Origin of the sequence: Streptomyces sp. SD31, assembly GCF_052068475.1 — a bacterium.
Classification (GTDB): Bacteria; Actinomycetota; Actinomycetes; order Streptomycetales; family Streptomycetaceae; genus Streptomyces.
The window spans coordinates 279948-303172 of sequence record NZ_JBQHCX010000006.1 but is presented as its reverse complement, the minus strand read 5'-3'; the positions used below and the strand labels follow the sequence as shown (position 1 = coordinate 303172).

Annotated in this window: 23 protein-coding genes and 2 pseudogenes; 18 read left to right on the top strand and 7 right to left on the bottom strand. The window is 71.2% G+C overall.

Annotation, left to right across the window (positions count from 1 at the left end; genetic code table 11):
- Position 1: 1 nt before the first annotated feature.
- The 5 genes from ACTMVF_RS15605 to ACTMVF_RS15585 form a co-directional block, all read right to left on the bottom strand.
- Positions 2–964 (bottom strand): ABC transporter permease, encoded by a 963-nt coding sequence (locus ACTMVF_RS15605; RefSeq protein ID WP_441271613.1) that lies wholly within the window; start codon positions 962–964, stop codon positions 2–4.
- Positions 951–1757, bottom strand: a complete 807-nt coding sequence (locus tag ACTMVF_RS15600; protein WP_441271612.1) for an ABC transporter ATP-binding protein — start codon at positions 1755–1757, stop codon at positions 951–953. Before ACTMVF_RS15600 ends, ACTMVF_RS15605 begins: the two co-directional genes overlap by 14 nt.
- Positions 1758–1796: 39 nt before the next feature.
- Positions 1797–2903, bottom strand: coding sequence for an ABC transporter substrate-binding protein (locus ACTMVF_RS15595; RefSeq protein WP_441271611.1), 1107 nt, complete (start codon positions 2901–2903; stop codon positions 1797–1799).
- Positions 2904–3294: 391 nt separating this feature from the next.
- Complete coding sequence (locus tag ACTMVF_RS15590) at positions 3295–5262, bottom strand: FAD/NAD(P)-binding protein (RefSeq protein WP_441271610.1); 1968 nt, start codon at positions 5260–5262, stop codon at positions 3295–3297.
- Positions 5259–6275: an amino acid ABC transporter permease gene (locus ACTMVF_RS15585; protein WP_441271609.1), complete on the bottom strand. Its 1017-nt coding sequence runs from the start codon at positions 6273–6275 to the stop codon at positions 5259–5261. Before ACTMVF_RS15585 ends, ACTMVF_RS15590 begins: the two co-directional genes overlap by 4 nt.
- Before the next feature lie 581 nt (positions 6276–6856).
- On the opposite strand from ACTMVF_RS15585, the gene ACTMVF_RS15580 reads away from it, so the two are divergent.
- From ACTMVF_RS15580 to ACTMVF_RS15510, 15 genes and pseudogenes are all read left to right on the top strand, one after another.
- Positions 6857–7984 (top strand): LLM class flavin-dependent oxidoreductase, encoded by a 1128-nt coding sequence (locus tag ACTMVF_RS15580; protein WP_441271608.1) that lies wholly within the window; start codon positions 6857–6859, stop codon positions 7982–7984.
- Positions 7981–8511, top strand: a complete 531-nt coding sequence (locus ACTMVF_RS15575) for a GNAT family N-acetyltransferase (protein ID WP_441271607.1) — start codon at positions 7981–7983, stop codon at positions 8509–8511. The genes ACTMVF_RS15580 and ACTMVF_RS15575 overlap by 4 nt, the downstream gene beginning before the upstream one ends.
- Positions 8508–9449, top strand: coding sequence for an ABC transporter substrate-binding protein (locus ACTMVF_RS15570; protein WP_441271606.1), 942 nt, complete (start codon positions 8508–8510; stop codon positions 9447–9449). Before ACTMVF_RS15575 ends, ACTMVF_RS15570 begins: the two co-directional genes overlap by 4 nt.
- Before the next feature lie 6 nt (positions 9450–9455).
- The gene (locus ACTMVF_RS15565; protein WP_441271605.1) at positions 9456–10388 is read left to right on the top strand and encodes an amino acid ABC transporter permease; all 933 of its coding nucleotides are present in this window, start codon (positions 9456–9458) and stop codon (positions 10386–10388) included.
- On the top strand, positions 10385–11149 hold the full coding sequence (locus ACTMVF_RS15560) for an amino acid ABC transporter ATP-binding protein (protein ID WP_441271604.1): 765 nt from the start codon (positions 10385–10387) through the stop codon (positions 11147–11149). Before ACTMVF_RS15565 ends, ACTMVF_RS15560 begins: the two co-directional genes overlap by 4 nt.
- A gap of 58 nt (positions 11150–11207) precedes the next feature.
- Positions 11208–12194 (top strand): ABC transporter substrate-binding protein, encoded by a 987-nt coding sequence (locus ACTMVF_RS15555; protein ID WP_441271603.1) that lies wholly within the window; start codon positions 11208–11210, stop codon positions 12192–12194.
- A gap of 237 nt (positions 12195–12431) precedes the next feature.
- Positions 12432–12512, top strand: a complete 81-nt coding sequence (locus ACTMVF_RS15550) for a putative leader peptide (RefSeq protein ID WP_441271770.1) — start codon at positions 12432–12434, stop codon at positions 12510–12512.
- Positions 12513–12810: 298 nt separating this feature from the next.
- Positions 12811–12954, top strand: a pseudogene (locus ACTMVF_RS15545) (acyl-CoA dehydrogenase family protein); the annotation flags it as partial.
- Between the two features lie 15 nt (positions 12955–12969).
- Entirely contained in the window at positions 12970–13527 is a 558-nt protein-coding gene (ssuE, locus tag ACTMVF_RS15540; protein WP_301995169.1) for an NADPH-dependent FMN reductase, read from the top strand.
- A gap of 62 nt (positions 13528–13589) precedes the next feature.
- Positions 13590–14144 (top strand): annotated as a pseudogene (locus tag ACTMVF_RS15535) (acyl-CoA dehydrogenase family protein); the annotation flags it as partial.
- A gap of 58 nt (positions 14145–14202) precedes the next feature.
- Positions 14203–15354: an LLM class flavin-dependent oxidoreductase gene (locus ACTMVF_RS15530; protein ID WP_441271602.1), complete on the top strand. Its 1152-nt coding sequence runs from the start codon at positions 14203–14205 to the stop codon at positions 15352–15354.
- 149 nt (positions 15355–15503) lie between these two features.
- Positions 15504–16733: an acyl-CoA dehydrogenase family protein gene (locus ACTMVF_RS15525; RefSeq protein WP_441271601.1), complete on the top strand. Its 1230-nt coding sequence runs from the start codon at positions 15504–15506 to the stop codon at positions 16731–16733.
- A gap of 51 nt (positions 16734–16784) precedes the next feature.
- On the top strand, positions 16785–17243 hold the full coding sequence (locus ACTMVF_RS15520; protein ID WP_441271600.1) for an RrF2 family transcriptional regulator: 459 nt from the start codon (positions 16785–16787) through the stop codon (positions 17241–17243).
- Between the two features lie 114 nt (positions 17244–17357).
- The gene (locus ACTMVF_RS15515; protein ID WP_441271599.1) at positions 17358–17513 is read left to right on the top strand and encodes a hypothetical protein; all 156 of its coding nucleotides are present in this window, start codon (positions 17358–17360) and stop codon (positions 17511–17513) included.
- 99 nt (positions 17514–17612) lie between these two features.
- Positions 17613–18509, top strand: a complete 897-nt coding sequence (locus tag ACTMVF_RS15510) for a glutathione S-transferase C-terminal domain-containing protein (RefSeq protein WP_441271598.1) — start codon at positions 17613–17615, stop codon at positions 18507–18509.
- On the opposite strand, the gene ACTMVF_RS15505 is transcribed toward ACTMVF_RS15510, so the two are convergent.
- Positions 18457–19197 (bottom strand): class I SAM-dependent DNA methyltransferase, encoded by a 741-nt coding sequence (locus ACTMVF_RS15505; RefSeq protein ID WP_441271597.1) that lies wholly within the window; start codon positions 19195–19197, stop codon positions 18457–18459. The genes ACTMVF_RS15510 and ACTMVF_RS15505 overlap by 53 nt on opposite strands.
- A 172-nt stretch (positions 19198–19369) precedes the next feature.
- Between ACTMVF_RS15505 and ACTMVF_RS15500 the strand changes: the two genes are divergently transcribed.
- Positions 19370–19618: a WYL domain-containing protein gene (locus ACTMVF_RS15500; protein ID WP_441271596.1), complete on the top strand. Its 249-nt coding sequence runs from the start codon at positions 19370–19372 to the stop codon at positions 19616–19618.
- Positions 19619–19626: 8 nt separating this feature from the next.
- On the top strand, positions 19627–20067 hold the full coding sequence (locus ACTMVF_RS15495; protein ID WP_441271595.1) for an N-acetyltransferase family protein: 441 nt from the start codon (positions 19627–19629) through the stop codon (positions 20065–20067).
- Between the two features lie 139 nt (positions 20068–20206).
- Here ACTMVF_RS15495 and absR1 read toward each other — a convergent pair whose 3' ends face one another.
- Positions 20207–21292, bottom strand: a complete 1086-nt coding sequence (gene absR1, locus ACTMVF_RS15490; protein WP_441271769.1) for a beta-glucuronidase AbsR1 — start codon at positions 21290–21292, stop codon at positions 20207–20209.
- Between the two features lie 98 nt (positions 21293–21390).
- On the opposite strand from absR1, the gene ACTMVF_RS15485 reads away from it, so the two are divergent.
- Entirely contained in the window at positions 21391–23196 is a 1806-nt protein-coding gene (locus ACTMVF_RS15485) for a LuxR family transcriptional regulator AbsR2 (RefSeq protein ID WP_441271594.1), read from the top strand.
- The last annotated feature ends 29 nt before the right edge of the window (positions 23197–23225 follow it).

Sequence of the window (23225 nt, the reverse complement as noted above, 5' to 3'; positions counted from 1 at the left end):
CTCAGCGGGTGACCAGCAGACCACGGCTGCGCAGCACCCACCGCTCCAGCGGGCTGAAGATCAGCAGCTCGATGGCGATGCCGACGAGCAGGATCAGGAAGATGGCCAGGAACACCTGGGACATGCTGCTGTTGTTGCGGCCGTTCTCCAGCAACTGGCCGAGACCGACGCCCAGGTCGGGGTGGGAGGCGATGATCTCGGCGGCCATCAGTGAGCGCCAGGAGAAGGCCCAGCCCTGCTTCAGGCCCGCCAGATAGCCGGGCAGCGCGGCCGGCATCACGATGTGCCGGGCTTCGCGCAGCCCGGTCGCGCCCAGGGTCCGCCCGGCGCGCAGGAAGAGCGGTGGGATCTGGTCGATGCCCGCGACGAGGCCGTTGGCGATGGAGGGGACCGCGCCGAGCAGGATGACGGCGTACATCATCGAGTTGTTCAGGCCGAGCCAGAGCACGGCGGGTGCCACCCAGGCCACCGACGGCAGGGACTGCAGGCCGGACAGGATGGGGCCGATGGCCGCCCGGACGAACTTCACCCGGGCGACGAGCAGTCCGAGCGGGGTTCCGATGGCGAGTGCCATGAGGAAGCCGAGCAGGCCGCGTGAGACGGACGTCCAGATGTAGTCGAAGAGCGTGCCCTGGAGCCAGGACTCGCGGACCTCGCCCCAGACGTCGGACGGTGAGGGCAGCTTGTAGGCGGGGGCTGCCTCGGTCCACACCAGCAGCTGCCACACCACCAGGACCAGCGCGATCGCGGTGACGGGCGGCAGCACCTTGCGGGTCAGGGTCTCGCGCAGCGGCGTACGCCGGACCTGTACCGAGTCCAGTGCGTCGAGTCCGGCCTCCAGCCCCGCCAGATCGTTCGGGTCCTGCGGCTCACCGGCAGGCTCACCGGCCGCCGTGGAGCCGTCCTTCTTGACGTCGACCTTGGCGTCGACCTCGATGTCCACGCCGTTGTCAGTGCTGGCCATGGCGGCGGATCTCCCCACGCAGTTCTTCGGTGATCTCGACGGACAGTTCGGCGACCGCGCTGTCCTCGATGCGGCGCGGCTGCGGAATGCCGACCGTCCACTCCCGGGCGATGCGGCCCGGGCGGGAGGACAGCAGGACGACGCGCTGGGCGAGGCGCACCGCCTCGCGCACGTTGTGCGTGACGAACAGGACCGACACCCCTGTCTCGCGCCAGATGCGGGTCAGCTCGTCGTGCAGCACGTCACGCGTGATCGCGTCCAGCGCGGCGAACGGCTCGTCCATCAGCAGCAGCCGGCTGTCCTGGGCCAGGGCACGGGCCAGTGCGACGCGCTGGCGCATACCGCCCGACAGTTCGTGCACCCGCTTGCCGTACGCGCCCCGTAGCCGTACGAGTTCGAGCAGCCGTTCCGCCTCCGGCCGGCGCTCCGCCTTCGCGACCCCGCGCAGCTTCAGCGCGAGCTCGATGTTCTTGCCCGCGGTCAGCCACGGGAACAGGGCGTGCTCCTGGAACATCAGGGCGGGCCGGCCGTCCGTGCCGATCGAGCCGGCGGTCGGCCGGTCCAGCCCCGCGACCAGGTTGAGCAGCGTGGACTTGCCGCAGCCGGAGGCCCCCAGGAGGGTGACGAACTCGCCGGGCGCGACATCGAGCGTGATGTCGTCCAGCACGAGCTGTTGCCCGCCGCGGGTGCCCGGCACCGGGAAGGACTTCGAGACGTGCTCGATACGGGCGGCATACGGCACCGCCGTGGCGTCCTCGGCGACCTCGGCGGTCGTGGCCGTCGCAGTGGCCATGGTCGTCACCTCCTGGGAACTCATCGGATGCGGTGGTCCTTACTTGACGCCGAGACCGGCGTCGTCGACCTCGTCCTTGCCCTCGGCCTTGAGGACCTTGTTGAGCGGTGCGAGGTCGTAGATGCCCTTCAGGTCGGGCTTCTCCAGCAGGCCGGCCTTGACCGCGTGCTGCGCCTCGGTGTCGAGGGTGGCGGCCAGCGGGTCGTCGAGGAAGGTGATCGACTTCCAGGCCGGGTCGATGACCTCGGCGGGCAGGGCCTTGCCGGACTCGGCCTTCAGCGCCTCGTTGGCCGAGGCCTTGGCCTTCTCCGGGTTGGCGTTGATCCACTCGTTGGTCTTCACCGAACCGCGCAGCACGGCCTCGACGACATCCGGGTGCTCCTTCAGGAAGTCCTGCCGGACGATGATGTTCGTGATCACGAACTTCTTGTCCGGCCACAGGTCGGCCTCGTCGAGGAGCACCTTGCCGCCCTCGGCGACCAGCTTGGACGCGGTCGGCTCGGGCACCCAGGCGCCGTCGATCGAGCCGGACTTGTAGGCGTCCGGCGTGATCTTGTTGTCGGTGCGGACGACGGAGACGTCACCCTTGCCGCTCTCCGCGTCGACCTTCCAGCCCTGCTCCGAGACCCAGTTGAGCAGGGCGACGTCCTGGGTGTTGCCGAGCTGCGGCGTGGCGATCTTCTTGCCCTTGACGTCCTTCAGGGACTTGATCTTCTCCGGGTTGACGACGAGCTTCACGCCGCCGGAGGCGGAACCGCTGATGATGCGCAGGTTCTTGCCGGCCGCCTTGGTGTAGCCGTTGATGGCGGGGGAGGGGCCGATCCAGCCGATGTCGAGGTCGCCGGAGTTCAGCGCCTCGATCTCCGAGGGACCGGCGTTGAACGTCGAGGGCTTGATCGTGGTGCCGCCGAGCTCCTTCTGCAGCAGGCCCTCCTGGATGCCGACCAGGGCGGTGGCATGCGTCAGGTTCGGGAAGTAGCCGATGTTCACCTCGTCGACGGAGAGCTTCTTGGCGTTCGCCGCGACCTCGGGCTGCTTGGCGCTGTCGGTGGACTCGGCGCCGTAGCCGCAGGCGGTCAGCAACAGGGGAAGCGTCGCTGTGACGGCGAGGGTGCGCAGGGCGGTGAGCGGTCTTGCGGCAGACACAGAGGTGTCCTCTCAGGCGTGGTCGATCAGGGGGACAACGGCAAGGGGTACGGCAGGTCAGGCGGTTCGGCGCCGAAGCCGAAGAGCCTGCTGGAGCGCACGGGCACGCAACGCGCCGGCGCCGGCGGTCCCGGCGGGACGTCGGGGAGGGCGCCGGAGTCGCGGAGGTGCGGTCCGTGGTGCGGCCGGTACTGCGGCGGGTCTCAGGCGGACTGACAGATGGCGCTGGACGTACGGCCGAAGTCGATGTGGCGACGCGAGGTCAGGAGGGGGAGCGAAAGGTCTGTGTGGTCGTGCATGTGCATGGCCACCCCACCCCCACGGATTCCTAGTTTTCCTACCTGGTTGATGGGGATCGTGGCAGAAGGCGGCGCTCACCCCAAGAGGCTTTTCACATAGTGGACTCGGACATCTCTCTTTCTGAGATGGGAGCCTCGGAGCCGAGGGCGCGCAGCAGCGCGCGGGCCACCGCGTCGTTCTGCCGGAAGGCGGGGGCGTCGGTGCGGGGGCGGGCGAAAGCGGCGACGGCCCGGCTGTTGGTGGGGGCGCCGAGGGCGATGCGGCGGGGGTGTGTGCCGCCGAGCGACGGGTCGATGACGTGGGCGTTCGCGGGGGAGACGGCGAGCAGCCCGGAGCGGTGGGTGTGGGTGTGGTCGGCGATGACCTCCTCGGTGAGGGCGCCGGCCCCGTGCAGATCGCGCAGGAGGGGGTCCTCGGTGCGGTCGAGGGAGTGGCGGGGCAGGTAGGCCTCGATCAGCGCGGTGGCGTGCAGGGTGTGGCCGGGGACGCTGGGGCTGGTCGCGGTGAAGGTGCCGGTGGTCTCGTCGGTGCCGATCCGGACGCGGGCGCCCAGGAAGTGGACGATGCCGGCCCGGGAGAGCGCGAGGAGCTGACGCAGGCGGAAGCCGGGCGGGCCGGAGGCCAGGAAGCTGAAGAACCCGTGCCACCAGCCGTCGAGTTGCTCGGCGACGGACCGTGCGGTCAGCCGGCCCGCGGCGACCAGGCGGGGCAGTTGGCCGTAGAGGGAGAGGAGGGCGAAAAACGCCCCGAGGTCGGCACTGAACCGCGGATCCTCGCGGCGGTCGACGTCCCGGGCGATGTGGTCGCGCAGGTGGTCCTGGAGGTCGTCCGGCGTGCCGAAGGCGAGGCCGTCCAAGGGGTGGTCCAGGGTCTCGAAGTCCAGGCGGTCCGCCGGGTCGGGCACGGCCGTGGCGACGAGAGCGGCCATCTCGTCGGCGTACCAGTCCAGCCGGTCGTACGCGGCCACGAAGTCAGGCCAGGGGAGGGTGGTGCGCTCGGGATGGGCGTGGAAGAGCTCGTGATAGTGGCCGAAGCCGATCTCCTTGGCCATCAGCGGCCACACGTCCCGCCGCAGGTCCAGCGGGCGGCCCTCGGCGAGCAGCGCGTCGACCGCTTCCGGGCCGAAGTGCCTCGGCAGCGGTGGCCGGGGGCCCTGGAGCCGGTAGCGGGTCTTGGAGTGATACGGCACCCCCCGCCGCGATCCGACGTGGAGGACGGGCTCGCGGCCGGACGGGAGGTAGGTGAGGCTGCCGTCCGCCTCGGTGCGATAGGTGCCGCCGCGGCCCTCGGTGAGCAGGGACATCAGGTCGATGAAGGCCAGCCCGAAGCCGCGCAGCACGACGTGTTCGCCGGGGCGCAGCGCGGACAGGTCGGCGTCGGCGGAGAACTCCGGCGGGAGGTGGAAGCGGCCGTGGCGGCGGGCGAAGGCGGCGTGGTCACGGTGCTCGGCGGCGGGGGTGGAGCCGATGTGGCCCTGGGCGAGGACCACCAGGTCGGCGGTGAGCGGGGTGGTGCGGTCGGCCAGGTGCACCTGCTGCGGGCCGTCCGGCGGGCCGGTGACGGAGGTCGCGGTGGTGCGGTGCCACTCGACGGTGACGCTGGGCGGCAACTGGGCCAGCGCCCTGCGGAACACCCAGTCCAGGTAGGCGCTCTGGGCGCGGCGGGTAGGGAAGTCGGCCCCGGCGAGCGTGCGCAGTTCGGCGAGCACCTCAGGGTCGGCCGGTTGGATGTACGGGGCGTGGCGCGGCCCACGGCCGGAGAACTGGGCGGCCCACTCGGCGAGCGAGGGGCCGGGTCGTACCGGGCCGTCGATGGTCGACGACTCGTCGGTGAACATGGTGACGTCCTCGGCCATGGAGTTCATCCGCAGCAGTGCGGACTGTTCCCGCCGCCAGACCCGCCCCGGGCCGGGCGGGTGCGGGTCCACCAAATGGATCCGCAACTCCCTTTTTCCGTCCCATAGTTCGGGCGCGTTGGCGGCCATGCGCTCCAGCAGCCCCGTGGCACGCGGTCCCGCGCCGACGACGACCAGGACGGCCGCGGAAGGGGTGCCGCTCACCGGTCACCGCCGACCGTGGGACGGGCGTTGATCGCCGGGCGGGCGTAGGCGGCTGTCGCCGCGCTCAACCGGAGGCGAACGGCGGCCAGTTGGCCGCGCAGCCGTTGCAGCGGAGTGGGCGGCAGGGTGCGGGAGTTGCCGCGCGCGTAGTACCGCTCGACGTAGAACTGACCCGCGCCGAGCACCGTGGTGACCGCGATGTACCAGAGGGTGGCGACCATCAGCAGCGGGATGACCTGGTAGGTCTGGTTGTAGATCAGCTGCACCGAATAGAGCAGGTCGTGCACGGCCAGCACGCTGACGATGCTGGTGCCCTTGAGGGTGCCGATCAGCATGTTCCCGGCGGTGGGCACGATGGAGCGCATCGCCTGCGGGACGACGACCCGGCGCAGGGTGCGGATTCTGCTCAGCCCGAGCGCCTGGGCGGCCTCGGTCTGCCCGGCGTCCACGGAGAGGATGCCGCCGCGCACGACCTCGGCGGCGTAGGCGGTTTCGTGCAGGGTCAGGCCGATGACGGCGGTGAGGGTGGGGCCGAGCAGATTGACCGTCTTGACGGTGAGGAACTGCGGGCCGAACGGGACACCGAGGCCGAGTGTCGGATACAGGGCGCCGATGTTGAACCAGAACAGCAGCTGCACCAGCAACGGCGTGGACCGGAAGATCCACACATAGCCCCAACTCAGCGTGCGCAGCACCGGATTGGCGGAGAGCCGCATGACCGCGAGCACGGTGCCGAGCAGGAAGCCGAGCACCATCACCACGGCGGTCAGCCACAGGGAGAGCAGCAGCCCGTCGAGTACGGCGCTGGTGGTGAAGTACCGGCCCACCACGTCCCACTGGAAGGCCTTGTTGCGGACGACGGAGTTGAGCGCCATCGCGAAGAGCAGCAGAGCGACGGCGGTGGTGAGCCACCGGCCGACGTGCCGACGCGGCACGATCCGCGGCGGGTCGACGCCGACCAGCGGAGGACTCTTCGTTGCGGGACCGGACGTGAGATCGGGCGAGGTGACCATGGGGAGGCTCTCCGGGGGAGGGAACGCAGGCGTGGGTGACCCCAGTGGCACTCGGTGCGGCCGGGGCCAGGTGTCGTCACGCTCGCCGCGTCCCTCAACGCGGCCGGAGAGGCTGCCGCGCAACGCGGAGCCGATCCGCCGTCGATCGTATGTGCCCATGCCGTCGATGTGTCAACAGCGCGCCCGCAGACGGCTGTCCAGGCGTTCCGGCATCCGGGAGCTGCTTGACGGGGAGCACGATGTACTGCTCAATTGGTCGCATGACTGCCCAGCAGCGCTTGGTCTCGCGCGATCACATCGACTTCGGTCGAGTGTGGTCCGCGGCGTGTTGCGCCTGACTCGGCAGCGGGCCGTCTGACCGGCCTTTCCCTCCCTCGGTGCCCCCGTCGCGGGCCGAGCTCTCTCTTCGCGCGCTGCCGCTGCACTGCCGCCTTCCGTCTTCACCGACGCCCGGCGTCGTCACGCCCGTACGGAAACCGTCAGCCGTCGCCTGACGAGTAATCACTCATGCCTGCAAGCAAGGCAGTTCAGTCATGCCTGCCTGCCGTCCAGGCGCCCGCATCCCCCGAAAGGTCACGTCCATGCCCGTGGAGTTCCTCGGTATCGCCGCCACCAACGACGGCTCCGAAACCACGCCGCGCTCAGGCGCCGCGTTCGACAAGGAGTACACGCTCCGGCTCGCCCGGGCGCACGAGGACCATGACTGGGACCGGGTGCTGTTCGCCTACGGTTCCGGATCGCCGGACCCCGCTCCGGCCGCCGCGTACATCGCGAGCCGGCTGGAGCGCCTCCAGATCCTGCTCGCCCACCGGCCCAACGTTTCGTACCCCACCTTCGCCGCCAAGACGTTCGCCACCCTCGACCGGATCAGCGAGGGCCGGCTGACCGTGCACTTCATCACCGGCGGCAACGACCACGAACAGGGGCGTGAGGGCGACACCCTCACCAAGGACGAGCGCTACTCCCGCACCCGCGAGTACATCCGCATCGTCAAGAAGATCTGGACCACCCACGAGCCCTTCGACCACGAGGGCGAGCACTACCGCTTCCACGACTTCGTCAGCGACGTCTTCCCGGTCCAACAGCCCCGCCCCGACGTCTCGTTCGGCGGCTCGTCGACCGCCGCGTACGCCGCCGGGGGTGCCGAGGCCGACATCTACTGCCTGTGGGGCGAGCCCCTGGCGAAGACCGCCGAGCAGATCGAGAACGTGAAGGCCGCCGCGAAGGCCGCGGGCCGCACCGACCTGCCGCGCATCCAGGTCGCCTTCCGCCCGATCATCGCGCCGACCGAGGAACTGGCCTGGGAAAAGGCCCACCGCACGGTCGGCGCCATCCGGGAGCGGCGCGAGGCGGGACTCGTACGGCACCACCGCAGCGGCGCACCTGAGAACGCCGGGTCGCAGCGGCTGATCGCCATCGCCGAGGCGGGCGAGCGCTACGACCGCGCCCTGTGGACCCCGACCGCCGCCGCGACCGGTGGCGCGGGCAACTCCAACGCCCTGGTCGGCACGCCGGAGACGGTCGCCCAGGCGCTGCTCGACTACTACGACCTCGGCGTCGACATCCTCTCCGCGCGCGGCTACGACCTGCTGGGCGACGCCATCGACTTCGGTCGGCACGTGATCCCGATCGTCCGCGAGGAGGTCGCCAAGCGCGACGCCGAGCGGGCGGCGCGTGGGACACAGACCCTCGCGGCGGTGAACGGATGACTTCCGCACCGGAGTTGACGGTCATCGAGGTGCCCGTCTCCGACGCCCGGGTCGAGCCCCTGCTGCGCGAACTCGGCCACGAGTACTCCACGCGCTACGGCAAGGACGCGCACGCCGAGATCTCCCGCTATCCGGACGAGGAGTTCACCGAACCGTACGGCGGCCTGCTGCTCCTGCTGCTGGAGGGCGGCGAGCCCGTCGCCGGTGGCGCCTTCCGCCGGTACGACGCGACCACGGCCGAGCTGAAGCGGATCTGGACTCACTCCGCGCACCGCCGCCGCGGCCTCGCCCGGCGCGTCATCGGCGAGCTGGAGCGGGAGGCGGGCGCCCGCGGCTACCGGCGGATCTATCTGTCCACCGGGCCACGCCAGCCCGAGGCCCGCCGTCTGTACCTGGCCACCGGCTACACACCGCTCTTCGACACGGAGGCCGACCCCGAAACCATCGGCCCGCTGCCATTCGAAAAGCACCTCGCAGTCCGGGACCTCGTCGTCCGGGAACGCACGGGAAGGGCCCCCGACCAGTGAACCTCCGCCCCATCAGCACCCGCCTGCGCAGCACAGCCGCCCTCGCCCTGCTGCCCCTGCTCGCGCTGACCGCCTGCGGCTCCGACGGCATTGCGGCCGTGGGCGCCTCTTCCGCGCCGACCGACGACCCGGTCGCGGCCGTACACGAGGTGGACGCCGTCGCGACCCTGCTGCCCTCCGGCGTACGCAAGTCGGGCACGCTGCGGGTCGGCAGTTCGATCGGCTTCCCGCCCGGGGCGTACTACCCGAACGGCACCGACAAGCCGCCCGCCGGCCAGGACATCGACCTCGCCGACGCGGTGGCCAAGGTGCTCGGCGTGCGGCTGGAGCGCCAGGACGCCTCGTTCGAGACGATCCTGCCCGCCCTCGGCAGCGGCAAGTACGACTTCGGCACCGGCAACTTCGGGGTGACGAGCGATCGCCTGAAGACCATCGACTTCGTCACCTACATCAACGACGGCCAGGGTTTCGCGGTGAAGAAGGGCAACACCGCGTTCAAGTCGAAGGTCACCGATCTCACCGAGCTGTGCGGGCTGACCATCGGCACGGGCGCCGGAACCACGTTCGAGGCGACCCTCACCGCACAGAAGGGCGTGTGCGCCGCGGCGGGCAAGAAACCGTACGACGTGAAGGTCTACTCGGAGAACGCCGCGACGCTGACCGCGCTCCAGCAGGGCCGTATCGACGTGATCATGTCGACGATCAACGGCCTGCGCCACCAGGCGGCCCAGCCGGCGTCGCAGACCACGTTCCTGGGTGAGTTCCACCGCCTCGACGTCGGCTTCGCCTTCAAGAAGGGCTCCCCCCTCACCAAGGCCTTCCAGGCGGCCGTCAACGAGCTGATCAGGAACGGCACTTACGCCCGGATCCTCGCGAAGTGGGGCACCTCCGCCTCCGCGATCGACGCGTCGCGGATCAACCCGCCCGAGCACAGGTGACCACCCATGAGCAGCGACACCCTCACCGAATCGATCACCCAACCGGCCGAGCGCCCAGGGGAGTTGAAGGTCGTACCCGCCCGCCACCACGCCCGCTGGGCCGCCGGCTTCGCCGTGATCGTGCTGGTCGCCCAGTTCACCCACGGCCTGGCCACCAACCCCGTCTGGGAGTGGCACGTCTTCCGTGACTACGTCTTCTCCGAGACGATCGTCCAGGCGGTGTGGGTGACCCTCCAGCTCACCGCCTACGCCACCGTCCTCGGCTTCCTCCTCGGCACCGTGATCGCCTTCATGCGACTGTCCCGCAGTCCGGTGCTGTCGACCGTCGCCTGGACCTACATCTGGATCTTCCGGTCGATCCCGATGATCGTCCAGCTGGTGTTCTGGTTCAACCTCAGTGCGCTGTACGAGGAGTTGGGCGTCGGCATCCCCTTCGGCCCGGTGTTCTGGTCCGTCGACAGCAACGCCCTCATCGGCACCATGGGCGCCGCCCTCATCGGGCTGACCCTGCACCAGGCGGCGTACGCCGCGGAGATCGTCCGGGGCGGCGTACTCTCCGTCGACCACGGTCAGCTGGAGGCGGCCGCGGCGCTGGGCATTCCCCGGCTCCGGCAGATCCGCCGGATCGTGCTGCCGCAGGCCATGCGCGCCATCCTGCCCACGGCCGGCAACGAGATCATCGGCCTGCTCAAGGGCACCTCGGTGGTCTACGTGATGTCGATCGGCGAGCTCTTCTACCAGGTCCAGGTGATCTACGGCCGCAACGGCCGAGTGATCCCGTTGCTGCTGGTCGCCACTGCCTGGTACGTCGTCCTCACCTCCCTGCTGTCGGTCGCCCAGTACTACGTGGAGCGCCGCTACGCCCGCGGCGCCGACCGCACCCCGCCGCCCACACCGCTCCAGCGCGCCCGGCGCTTCGTGACGAAGGAGAGCTCATGAGTGCCGTCATGGTGGACGTCCACGGCGTCCACAAGAGCTTCGGTGCCCTCCAGGTGCTGCGCGGGGTCGACCTGTTGGTCCCCGCCGGCGACGTGACCGTGATCCTCGGCCCGTCCGGCTCGGGGAAGTCCACACTGCTGCGCACCATCAACCACCTGGAGAAAGTCGACCGCGGCTGGATCAGCATCGACGGCGAACTCATCGGCTACCGCCGCGCCGGGAACAAGCTGCACGAGCTGAAGGAGAAGGACGTTCTGAAGCAGCGAACCGACATCGGGTTCGTCTTCCAGAACTTCAACCTCTTCCCGCATCTGACCGTCCTGGACAACCTCGTCGAGGCCCCCGTCTCCGCGCTGCGCCGCCCGCGCAAGGAGGCGGAGGAAACCGCCCGCCGGCTCCTCGACCGGGTCGGGCTCGCCGACAAGGCCGACGCCTACCCCCGGCAGCTCTCCGGCGGCCAGCAGCAGCGCGTGGCGATCGCCCGCGCGCTCGCCCTCGAACCGAAGGTGCTGCTCTTCGACGAGCCGACCTCGGCACTCGACCCGGAACTGGTCGGCGAAGTCCTCGACGTCATCAAGGACTTGGCGGGCACCGGCACCACCATGATCGTCGTGACTCATGAGATCGGCTTCGCCCGCGAGGTCGCCGACACCGTGGTGTTCATGGACGACGGAGTCGTCGTGGAGCAGGGGCCGCCCTCGGCCGTCCTGGACAACCCGCGCCAGGAACGCACCCGCGCCTTCCTCTCCAAGGTCCTGTGATCCAAGGTCCTGCGACCCACCACCCTCACCCCCTGTTCCGCACGCAAGGAGTACGACCGTGACCACCAGCCCCGCCCGCCGCCGCACCGTCACAGCCGCGCTCGGACTCGCCTCCGCCCTCGTTCTCACCGCCTGCGCCAACCCCACCGACGGCGGCACCACCGAGGTCGCGGCCACCTCGGGCGCCAGGACGAGGATCAACCTCAGTCCCGACCAGGACCGCGTCACCACCGGCAAGGTCGACGCCATAGCCGCCGAGGTCCCGGAGAAGATCCGCAACAGAGGCACCCTGGAACTCGTCGCCTCGTCCGGCTCCGCCGCGCCGCTGACCTTCTACGCCACCGACAACAAGACCGTCATCGGCGTCGAGCCGGACCTCGCCCACCTGGTCGCCGACGTTCTCGGTCTCAAGGCGGACATCAACACCGTGTCCTGGGAGAACATCTTCGTCGGCCTCGACAGCGCCAAGTACGACGCCGGTTTCAGCAACATCACCGTCACCGAGGAGCGCAAGGAGAAGTACGACTTCGCCACCTACCGCGAGGACAACCTGGCCTTCGAGGCGAAGAAGGGCAGCGGCTTGAAGGTCACCGGGCCCGCGGACGTGGCGGGCCGGACCGTCGCCGTGGGCAGCGGCACCAACCAGGAGAAGCTGCTGGTCGAGTGGAGCAAGGAGAACGTGAAGGCCGGCCGGGGTCCGGTGGACATCAAGTACTACCAGAACGACAGCGACACCTACCTCGCGCTCCAGTCCGGCCGTATCGACCTCTACCTCGGCCCCAACCCGACCGCCGCCTACCACGCGGCCACCACCGGAAGGACGGAGGTCGTCGGCACCTACTCCGGCGCCGGCGCCACCCTCCAGGGGCTCATCGCGGCCACCACCAAGAAGGACAGCGGCCTGGTGAAGCCGCTCGCCGACGCACTCAAACATGTCATCGAGAACGGGACGTACGCGAAGGTGCTGCGGCGCTGGGGTCTGTCCGACGAGGCCGTGACCAAGTCGGAGATCAACCCGCCGGGTCTGCCCAAGACCAGCGAGTAGCGGGCGTCCTCAAGCGGCCTCGAACGCACGGGCGTTGCGCACGAACAGCTCGTGCAGTCTCGGACCGCCCGGGGGGCGAGCCCGAAGGGCGGCGCTGCACCACCAGCGCGTGCCGCCCGTCGCGCACCGCGTCCAAGGGAATCCCTGTCACCACCTCGTGAATACCGACTCTCAGTATGTGGAATCACGTACGGGCATTCTTGACCGGCCGGACTCCCCGCTGCTTTGATCGATGACATGAAGCGACCGGACCTCACGCGGCGACGCCACGTCGACCTCGCGCGTGTCTCCAGCTCCTGCTGTCGCTGCCTGGTCTGAACGCACCAGCTCGGCCTTCGAGGGAACCCTCGCACGCGCGCCGCTCTCTCTTCGCCCATTTCACCGCCGGCCGGCTTCCGCCGCGATTTCGGTTCGTGATTCCGGCTCGTGATTTCGGCTTTTCCCGGGTCCGCGTTCCCGCACGCCTGAATCCCGATCACTGAGCACATTTCCCTGTCACGCACGCGCCTTTTCGCGTGCGCAGTCATGCCAGGAGTTCCCCATGCCCGTACCGCCCGGATCCGATCCCGTCCGCTTCGCCTACTGGGTGCCGAACGTCAGCGGCGGCCTGGTCACCAGCACCATCGACGCCGAGGGCCTCGACCGCTTCTGGCGCAACGTCCGCACGCACACCCTCCATGCCCCGGTCGCCCACAAGCGCCGCGGGATCGGCCGCCACGTCCTCACCGGCGAACTGCCGCAGCCCAGCCGGTACTCCTGAAAGGTCGGTCCTCCCATGGCCACCATCCTCTCCGTCTCCGGCAGCCCCTCCGCCACCTCCCGCACCGCCCGGCTGCTGCGCCAACTCGACGACCGACTCAGGGCCCAGGGGCACGACGTGATCCCGTTCGACGTCCGCACCCTTCCGCCCGAGGCCCTGCTGCACGCCGACTTCCGGCATACGGCGATCGTCGAGGCCACCGCCCTGTTCGAGCGCGCGGACGGGGTCGTGATCGGCACCCCCGTCTACAAGGCCGCCTACTCCGGCCTGCTGAAGTCACTGCTGGATCTGCTCCCGCAGTACGCACTCGCGGGCAAGACCGTCCTCCCGCTGGCCACCGGCGGCACCACCGCCCACGTCCTGGCCATCGACTACGCCCTGCGCCCCGTACTGAACTCCATGGGCCCCGCCCACATCACGCCGGGCTGGTTCACCCTCGACAAGGACATCACCGTGGGCGACGACGGCACTCTGACGGTCGCGCCGGGCGCTGCCGAGGCCCTGGCCCAGGTCACCGACCAGTTCTCGCTCGCCCTCGGCGGGCGTCCGACCCTGCTGGCGGCCACCGGATGAGTGCCGTGACCGTGATCGCCGACGACGCCGAGACCCTCGCGGCCGCCTCCGAACTCGCGGCGGCCGACCGGGTGGTGCCGCACCACCTCACCTTCCAGGGGCCCCAACTCCACGGCGCTGACGCCCAGTTGCTGCACGCCGCCATCGACGCCGGGATCGCCTCCGGGGCGCTTGCCGAGGCCGTGGAGTTCGTCCGCACGAAGAGCCGCCCCTGGTTCGAGAGTGTCGGCGAAGGGCACGCCACCCCCGCCGAGGACCCGCTGCTGATCCAGCGGTTCGGTGACCTGGCGATCCGGGTACGGGCCGCCGACGCGCTGGTCGCCACCGCCGCCCGGTCCGTCGACTCCGCCCGCGCCGAGCTGACCGACGACTCGGCCGCCGAGGCATCGATCGCGGTGGCCGCCGCCAAGGTGACCGCGGCGGAGGCCGCCGTGGACGTCGGCAGCGCCCTCTTCGAGGTGGCCGGCACCCGCTCGGCGCTCGACTCCCTGGGGCTGCACCGCCATTGGCGCGACGCCCGCACCCACACGCTGCACGACCCGACCCGCTGGAAGGTCCAGCACATCGGCCGCCACGTGCTCAGCGGCACCGAGCCACCCCGCCACGGCCTGCTGTGACGAACGCCCCTACACGCTCCTGACTTTCCTGCCCGGCCTTCCTGATCGGAGACCCGACGTGTCCCTCACCTTCCACTGGTTCCTGCCCACCAACGGCGACAGCCGTCACGTCGTCGGAGGCGGCCACGGCACCCCCGCCACCGCGTCCGGAGGCGACCGGCCGCCGACGGTCGCCTACCTCAGCCAGATCGCCCGCGCCGCCGAGGACCTGGGCTTCGTCGGCGCGCTCACCCCCACCGGCGCCTGGTGCGAGGACGCCTGGCTCACGACTGCCATGGTCAGCCAGAACACCGAGCGCCTGAAATTCCTGGTCGCCTTCCGGCCCGGCTTCGTCTCGCCGACGCTCGCCGCGCAGATGGCGTCCACCTTCCAGCGGCAGACCGGCGGACGGCTCCTGCTCAACGTGGTCACGGGTGGGGAGAGCCACGAGCAGCGCGCCTACGGCGACTTCCTCGACAAGGACGACCGTTACCGCCGTACCGGTGAATTCCTGGAGATCGTACGGCAGTTGTGGGAGGGCAAGAGCGTCGATCTCGCCGGTGAACACCTCCGGGTCGAGGACGCGAAGCTGGCCCGCCTGCCCGACCCGGTCCCGGAGGTGTACTTCGGCGGCTCCTCACCCATCGCCGGAGAGATCGCCGCCCGGCACGTCGACGTCTACCTCACCTGGGGCGAGCCGCCGGCCGCCGTCGCCGAGAAGATCGCCTGGATCCGGGGGCTCGCGGAGAAGGAGGGCCGGAGCGTCCGCTTCGGCATCCGTCTGCACGTCATCACCCGGGACACCGGCGAGCAGGCGTGGGCGGAGGCCCGGCGGCTGCTGGACGGCTTCGACACGGAGACGGTACGGGCCGTACAGGCCGGACTCGCCCGCAGCGAGTCGGAGGGGCAGCGGCGCATGCTCGCCCTGCACGGCGGCGGACGGGACGGCCTGGAGATCCACCCGAACCTCTGGGCCGGTATCGGGCTGGTACGCGGTGGGGCGGGCACGGCGCTCGTCGGCAGTCACGACGAGGTCGCCGAGCGGATCGCCGAGTACCACCGGCTGGGCATCGACGAGTTCGTGCTCTCCGGCTACCCGCACCTGGAGGAGGCGTACTGGTTCGGCGAGGGCGTCCTGCCGCGGCTGGCGGCGCAAGGGCTGTGGAACCACCCGTTCCGCGGTGCGACGGCTGCGCGGTCAGTGGCTCGGATCCCCTTCGCGGAGCGGTAATCAGCCAGAGCGGCGGGTATTCCCTAGATTTCCTATCGAATTACTAGGGAAGTGTTGACCCTCCTCGGGTGAGCGAGTGAGGATGACGTTGACCGGGTCGGCCGGGCAGCCCGGGATCGCGTTCTCTTCTGTCTTGAAGGAAGTCCGCCATGACAAGCGCACCCCCGGCCGACGCGGCGACCGCAGTGGGAGCCGAGCCGGCCGACTGGCCGCACACAGCCCGCGAGTTGGCGGAGGACCTGGCCACGGACGCGGTCGAGCGCGAGCAGGCCGGCAAGCCACCGCTCGACGAGGTCGCGCGGCTGCGCGAATCGGGGCTGCTGACGCTGTTGGTGCCGGCCGCGCACGGCGGAGGCGGCGCGGACTGGCGCACCGCCTACACGGTCGTACGGACCCTCTCCGCGGCCGACGGGTCCGTGGGCCACCTGCTGGGCAGCCACTACTTCCTGTCCTACTGCGCCCGGTTCTTCGCCGGCCCCGACCGTGCCGCACGCGTGGAGCGGGCGTTCACGGCGGGGCAGTGGTACTGGGGCGGCGGCATCGCCTCGCAGGAACCGCCGCTCATGCTGACCCCGACGGCCAACGGCTATGTGCTGGACGGCCATCAGAGGTACGGCTCCGGAGTCGGGGTCGCCGACCGGCTCCTGGTCCGTGCCGCCGTGCCCGGCACCGGCGAGCCCCTCGCCGTCCTCGTGGACCCCGCCCACCCCGGCCTCGTGAACGGCGCGGGCGGCGACACCTTCGGCCAGCGGCTGGCGGCCGCCGGCGGGGTGGGGTTCGACTCCGTGCCGGTCGGGGCCGACGACGTGCTTGGCTCCCTCTCCCCGGACGAGGGCGCCCTGTCGCCCTTCGCCGGCCTCGCCGCGCCGACCGCCCGGCTGGTCTCCGCCCAGTTCTGTCTCGGCGTCGCCGAGGGCCTGCTCGGTGAAGTCCGCGAGCACGGAAGGGCGGCGCGGTCCGCCTGGCAGCCGTTCTCCCCGCAGCCCTGGCCGGGCAGCCCGCCGCACGACCCGTACGTGCTCACCGCCTACGGTGAACTCGCCGTCGCCGCACGTGCCGCGTCCGCCCTCGCCGACCAGGCGGTGGCCGCCCTGGCCCACGGCCTCGCACGGGGCGAGGAACTCGACGACGAGGAGTGCGCCGAGATCGCCGTCCTCGCCAGCGCGGCCGAGGCCGCCGCCTCCCGGGCCGCGCAGGAGATCACCACCCGTGCCATGGACGCCGTCGGTGTGCCCGCCGCCTTCGCGCGGCACGGCCTGGACCGCTTCTGGCGCGACACCCGCACGCACACCCTGCGCGAACCGGTCGCCCACCGACTGCGCGAGGTCGGCGACTACTTCCTCAACGGCGCACATCCTCCGTTCAGCCTCCCCGCCTGACCGAAGGGCCGGCGGGCGAAGGCGGGCACGGCGGTGATGGATAATCTCAGCATGCGGATCTCGGCGAGAGCGGACTATGCGGTGCGGGCGGCGTTGGAACTGGCCGCGGCCGGTGACGACACCTCGCTCAAGGCCGAAGCGATCGCCGAGGCACAGGGCATCCCGCACAAGTTCCTGGAGGGCATCCTCGGCGACCTGCGCCGCGGCGGCCTCGTGACCAGTCAGCGCGGCGGCAAGGGCGGCTACCGGCTCGCCCGCCCCGCCGACTCGATCCCCATCGCGGACGTGATCCGCGTGGCGGACGGCCCTCTGGTCTCGGTGCGCGGCGTACGCCCGCCCGACCTCTCCTACATCGGCCCCGCGGAGTCCCTGCTCCCGCTGTGGATCGCCGTACGCGCCAACGTCCGCAAGATCCTCGGCGAGGTCACCCTCGCCGACGTGGCCGCGGCCAAGCTGCCCGACGACGTCCTGAGCCTCGCGGACGACCCCGAGGCCTGGACGAATCCCTGACCGGCGTCTCGACGAATTCCTGAGCCACGTCTCACTGCTCGGCGGCCCTCTTGACGTGGCTGGGATGTGGCCCGACACTCCAGTACGGGAATCCTAGTGAATTGGTAGGGAAGCATGGGCCGCTCCGCGCCGGACCTCGGCAGTGACACGGTCCGTGTCGCCGTCCGGCCGCTGCCCCTGCTGACGTCCCGCCGCCACATCGACCTCGTGCGTGTGTGCAGTGCGGCGAGTTCCCCGCAGGGCGAGGGCGTCGTACCCGCCCGCGCCTGAACGCCACCCCCCACGCTCATCTACCGCATCCCGGCCGCGCCGAAGCCGCCGCGCGCCCTCGCCGCCGTATGCCCGTGACCGAGCACCCCAGGGAGACCCATGTCCGCCCCATCCCCGACCGCCGTGCCGTCCTTCCGGAGCAGGATCGGCTGTGACGCGCGCAGCGGTTACTACGCCGCGCCCCGCCGCTATCGGCTCCACCTGTCCCTCTCGTGTCCACGCGGTCTGCGCATCGCCGTCACGCACAGCCTGCTCGGCCTCGACGACGTCCTCCCGGTGACGCTGCTGCCCGCCGTGCCCGACGCCCCCGACGGGGGGCACCAGGAGCTGCGCCCGCTGTACGAGGCCAGTTCGCACCAGCACCCCGGACCGGCCGTGGCCCCGGTGCTCAGCGACACGTGGACCGGCACGATCGTGAGCACACACGCTCCCGACATCCTGCGGGACCTGGCCCGGCGGTTCGGCGGCCGTGGTCCCGATCTCCATCCGTACGGCGCCGAGGAGGCAGTCGAGCACATCGGCCGACTCTGCGAGCAGGGCATCACCGAGGCCGCGCAGCGCGCCGGACAGCCGGACGGCGACCCGGCGGCACGCGACACCGCGCTCGCCACCCTGCTGCACACCCTGGACGCACTGGAGCGACGGACGGCATCCCAGGAGTACCTGCTCGGCGACGAACCGACCCTCGCGGACGTCGAGTTGTGGGTGACGCTGGTGCAACTGGACACCGTGCACCGCCATCACCTGGACGCCGCCGCGGTCACCCGCATCACCGACCATCCGCATCTGTGGTCCTACGCCCGACGGCTCGCGGCGCACCCCGCCTTCGGCGCCCAGCTCGACCTGGACGGCATCGTCCGCAGGCACCACGCCCACTGCCGGGGCGCGGAGGCGGCGGGCGCGGCGGTGCGGATCGTGGACTGGGCGGCCTGCGCACGCGATGTCAGTCGGCCGGTTTCTCCCACACCGACACGTGCTTGCCACTCTCGCTCGTGAACGGCTCGCGCGTCCAGCTCTCCCAGCGATCGCGCAGGCGCAGCCCGGCGAGCCGGGCCATCAGGTCCAGCTCGCTCGCCCACACGTACCGGAACGGGATGGACCAGTGCTCGGCGCGGCCGTCGGCGATGGTGACGTAGTGGGAGCTCGTGGCCTGGGTGGCGAGGTCGTACGTGTCGAACGCCCAACGCGTGTCGCTGATGTGGAACGGTACGGCGCTCTGCCCGGCGGGGAGCTTGCGCAGTTCGGGGACCATGACCTCGACGACGAAGCAGCCGCCGGGCGCCAGGTGTGCGGCGACATTGCGGAAGCAGTCGACCTGGGCGTCCTGGGTCGTCAGGTTCATGAGCGTGTTGAAGACCAGGTAGGCGACCGAGAAGGTCTTCTCCACCCGCGCCGTCGCGAAGTCTCCGATCGTCACGTCGATCGCGTCGCCGCCGGGCTTGGCGCGCAGCCGGTCCACCATGGCGCGGGACATGTCGATGCCGTGCACCGGGACACCGCGGCCGGCCAGCGGCAGCGCGATCCGACCGGTGCCGACGCCGAGTTCGAGCGCCGGGCCGTCGCCGGCGAGTTCGGCCAGCAGGTCCACGGCCGGGCCCACGACGTCGGGGCGGAACATGTCCGCCGCCGACTCGTCGTAGCCGGCCGCGATGTTCTCTCCGAAGTAGCCGTCGTCTTCGATCACGCCGAGACCGTACTGCCGGCTGCCGCCCCCGGGCACGTGATTTTCCGCGGCGGCCGCTCCGGGTGCCGGCACCACCACGAGCGGGGGCTGGGGCGACTGCCCTCGGCAGCTTCTCCATCTGGCTTCGTCACGTCAGGAAGCCAGCAGCTCCAAGGCAGTCCGAGGGGACGTCATGAGTGGCTTGAGCAGGAGGCACGTGTTGCGCGGCGGCCTGGTCGCCACGACGCGGGACCCGGAACCCGGCCGGCACCGCCTGGTCCTGCACCGCCTGGTCCTGCACTTCGACTCCCCGACGGCCGTGACCCGCCGCCTGCTCGGCGTCGGCCCGGACGTGGCGGTTCTCGAACCGCCCGAGGTACGCACGCGGTTGGCCGGGACAGCAGAGCGTACGGCGGCCCGTCTACGCCCACCCGTGTCATGATCAGGACTATGCCGTTCGAGATCGTCCCCGCCGATGTCACGGACCTCCACCAGGTGCTGAAGGACCACGCCCGCTACTGGGGCGAGCGCGACCTGCGCGCGCTCCATCAGCCGGTGCTGGTAAGGGAGTTCGGCGCCACATGTCTCGTCGCACGGGCCGACGACGGCATCCGCGGATACGTCATCGGCTTCGTCACCCCCGACCACACCGGATACGTCCACCTCATCGCCACCCGGGACGACACCCGCGGCACCGGCCTGGGGCGGCGCCTCTACAGGGAGTTCGCCGACGCGGCCCGGGGGCAGGGAGCGGTCCGCCTGAAGGCGATCACCTCGGTCGGCAACAAGGGCTCCATCGCCTTCCATCGCAGCCTCGGCTTCCACGCGCGCGTGGAGGAGGACTACGACGGTCCCGGTCGGCCGATGGTGGTCTTCACACGGGAGCTGTAGCCGGCGCGACCACCGGTCGGGAACGTCGGCGCGGCCGGGCGCACGTCGCCCTCCCCCGAAGGCGGCGTACGCCCGGCCGCTTCCCCCGGCGCCGGACTGTGGACTTGTCGCGTCAGTGCGCGTCAGCGAATCCGTGCTGTCACCAGCACATGACCGCTGTCTCCCCCGAACCCCAGTTGGCATAAAGACGTACACGGACGAAATAGCGGCGGCCCTTGACGAGGCGGGCCTTGACGGTGGCGTTGTGCGGTGTGCCGCCGTCGTCCCGGGCCGTGAGGTAGCGGGGCTCGCCGCCCCGTTCCTCGAAGAGCACCACGACGGTGTCGCTGTCGCCGAAGGTGCTCACGGTGTACTCGCGGGTCTCCGGCGGCTCGACGACGAAGTCGGCCTGCTCGGCCGGCCCGAGCCGCAGCGGTACCGAGCAAAACGGCACCAGCTCCTGCGGCCCCGGCGTCTCGGCCGGCGGGTACCAGCGGCGGACGAACTCCTTGTCGGTCCGGGACAGCACGCCCGGCGGGTTGAGGCCGGCACGGAACTGCTCCGGCTCCAGGATCAGCCCGGCCGAGAAGGGATACTCCATGATCGAGTGCGGGTCCCAGACGGAGCCGTTGGCCTCCTGCGGATCGAGCTTGCGCAGGATGTTGAAGACCGTCTTGTCCCGGCTCCAGAAGTTCGGCGGGCCCGCCAGATCGGCGATCACGGCCTCGTCGTCCCAGTGGATGCCGGCGAACGGGCTCTGGTGCTCGTGCAGCATGCCGAGCGCGTGCCCGATCTCGTGCAGGGCCGTCCCGCGCTCCCCGGGCGCGGTCAGGTCCCAGCCGAAGTTCATCGTGCGGTCGTTGAGGCCCACCTGGAGCGCGTCCTTGCCTACGTTCGACCAGGAGCCGTCGCCCAGCTGGAACCCGATCCGCAGCTCGGCCTCCGACCGGTCGCGCACCTCCACGAACGACAGCCCGATGCCGAGGCCCTGCCACTCCTGGAAGCACTCGCGCACGACGTCCTGCTGCTCCTTGCCGCCGACCCACGACACGCGCTGGGCCCTGCCGGTCGCCGGGTCGGGGATCACGGATCCGTCGGAGTCCCGGTCGAAGAAGTAGTAGTGCAGCACGGTGCCGTTGACCCACATCCGGCGCCCGCTGATGAGCGCACTGAGCCGCTCGGCGGCCAGCCCCGGTGCGAAGGCGGGCGCCGACGCTTGCGCGAGGGAGCAGTAGCGGGCGGTCATGCCGAACAGGTTGCCGTCGGCCCGCCGCGGGCGCTTGAGTCGAGGGCTACTCAAGTCCCTGTGTATCAAAGGTGAGTCACCGCGCTCCTATTGCCGTGATGACCTTCGAACGGGACGCGAAAACCCTGGAACTGCCCTGGCCGTTCACCGGACGGGAGAACGAACTCGACCTGGTCCGCGGGGCCCTGACCGCCGGTCGGCACGGCATCGTGATCACGGGCCCGGCGGGCTACGGCAAGACCCGGCTCGTCACCGAGGCCGTGCGCGGCACCGACTGCGCCAAGGTGGCCGGCACCCCCGAGACCCGCCGGATCCGCTTCGCCGCGTTCGCGCACCTCGTGCCCGAGACGGCCTCCCTGCACGGCGCTTTCCAGCACCTGTCCGGCGTACGGCTGCTCCTGGTCGACGACGCGCACCTGCTCGACGACGCCTCGGCCGCCCTCGTCCACCAGCTGGCCGTGCACGGACGCACCCGTCTCCTGGTCGTCACCACCGACGGTGCCCCCGCTCCGGGCGCGATCTCCCGGCTGTGGACCGGCGAGCTCCTGCCTCGTCTCACCCTGGAGCCACTGCCCCGCGAGGAGACGGCTGAGCTGCTGGCGGGCGGAGTCGGCGGCGGCCGCCCGGAGCCGCTCACCGTGAACCGGCTGCACCGCCTGTGCCAGGGGGACCTGCGGTTGCTGCGGGACCTGGTGGGCGCGGTACGCGAACGCGGGCTGCTCGGCCGCGTCGCGGACTCGGACGAGTGGGCGTGGCGCGGCCCGGTGCCGCTCACCGCGACCGTACGGGAACGCACGGCACACGTCCTCGACCGCACCTGCCCCGAAGAGCGCGCGGCCCTCGAACGCCTCGCCTTCGCCGAGCCGTTGCCCCTGCACCTGGACGAACTCCCCCTACGTGCCCTGGAACACCTCGAGGCCGACTCCCTGGTCCACGTCGACGACCAGGGCGCGGTCCGCCTCGCCCACCCCCTGCACGGCCCGGTGCTGCGGGCCGCGGCCGGCAGGCTGCGGGCGAGGCGGCTGTCCCGTACGCCGGAGCAGTGCGGCCCCGCCCTCGACGCCGAGCGGGCCGCGCTGACCCGCCGCATCGAGCGGGCGGACGTAGGGGCGACGCCGACGCCCGTGGGGGAGTGGCTGGTCGCGGAGGGCGCGCCGGTGCCGGGCGGGTACGCGGCCGTACGCGCCCGGTTCGCGCGGCTGCGTGGGGAGCTGCGCGAGGCCGCGGCGTGGGCGCGGGAGGGGCTGCGGGACGGTGCCGGCGATCCGTCCTGCCGTCTTGAACTCGCCTTCGCCGCAGCGCAGTCGGGCGATGTCCCGGCCGCGCACAAGATCCTGGGTGGCCGCTCCCACGGGGGTGGGGCGGTCACCCGGCCGGCAACAGCCGGCGGGGGCGACCCCGACGGGGTGGTCGAGGCGCTCACCGGCGATGCGTACGACGCCGTCCGCCTCGGCGTCCCGGAGCGTGCCGCGGGCCGCCTGACCGGGGTCTTCGCCGCGCACGCCGACGCGCTCACCCGCGGCGACGGCCCCGCGCTCGACCAGGTGGCCGAGGAGCTGGAGCAGCGCGGCTTCCTGCTGTTCGCGGCCGAGGCGCACGCCCAGGCCGTACGCGCCCACCGCGACCCGCGCGCCGCCCGCACCGCACGCACGCGTGCCGTCGCCCTGGCCCGCCGTTGCCAGGGCGCTCGTACCCCGGCACTGTCCGGGCTCGTCCTGGGCGAACTGACCGCCAGGCAACGGCAGATCGTCACCCTGGCGGCCACGGGACTGAGCAACCGGCAGATCGCCGAGAAACTCACCTTGTCCGTCCGCACGGTCGGCAACCACCTCTACGGCGCCTACGCCCGCCTCGGCGCCGGCGACCGGGGAGCCTTGCCGTGGCTGGTGGAACAACCGGCGTGAGCGACGGCGAAGAAGGGTGCTCCCTCGGC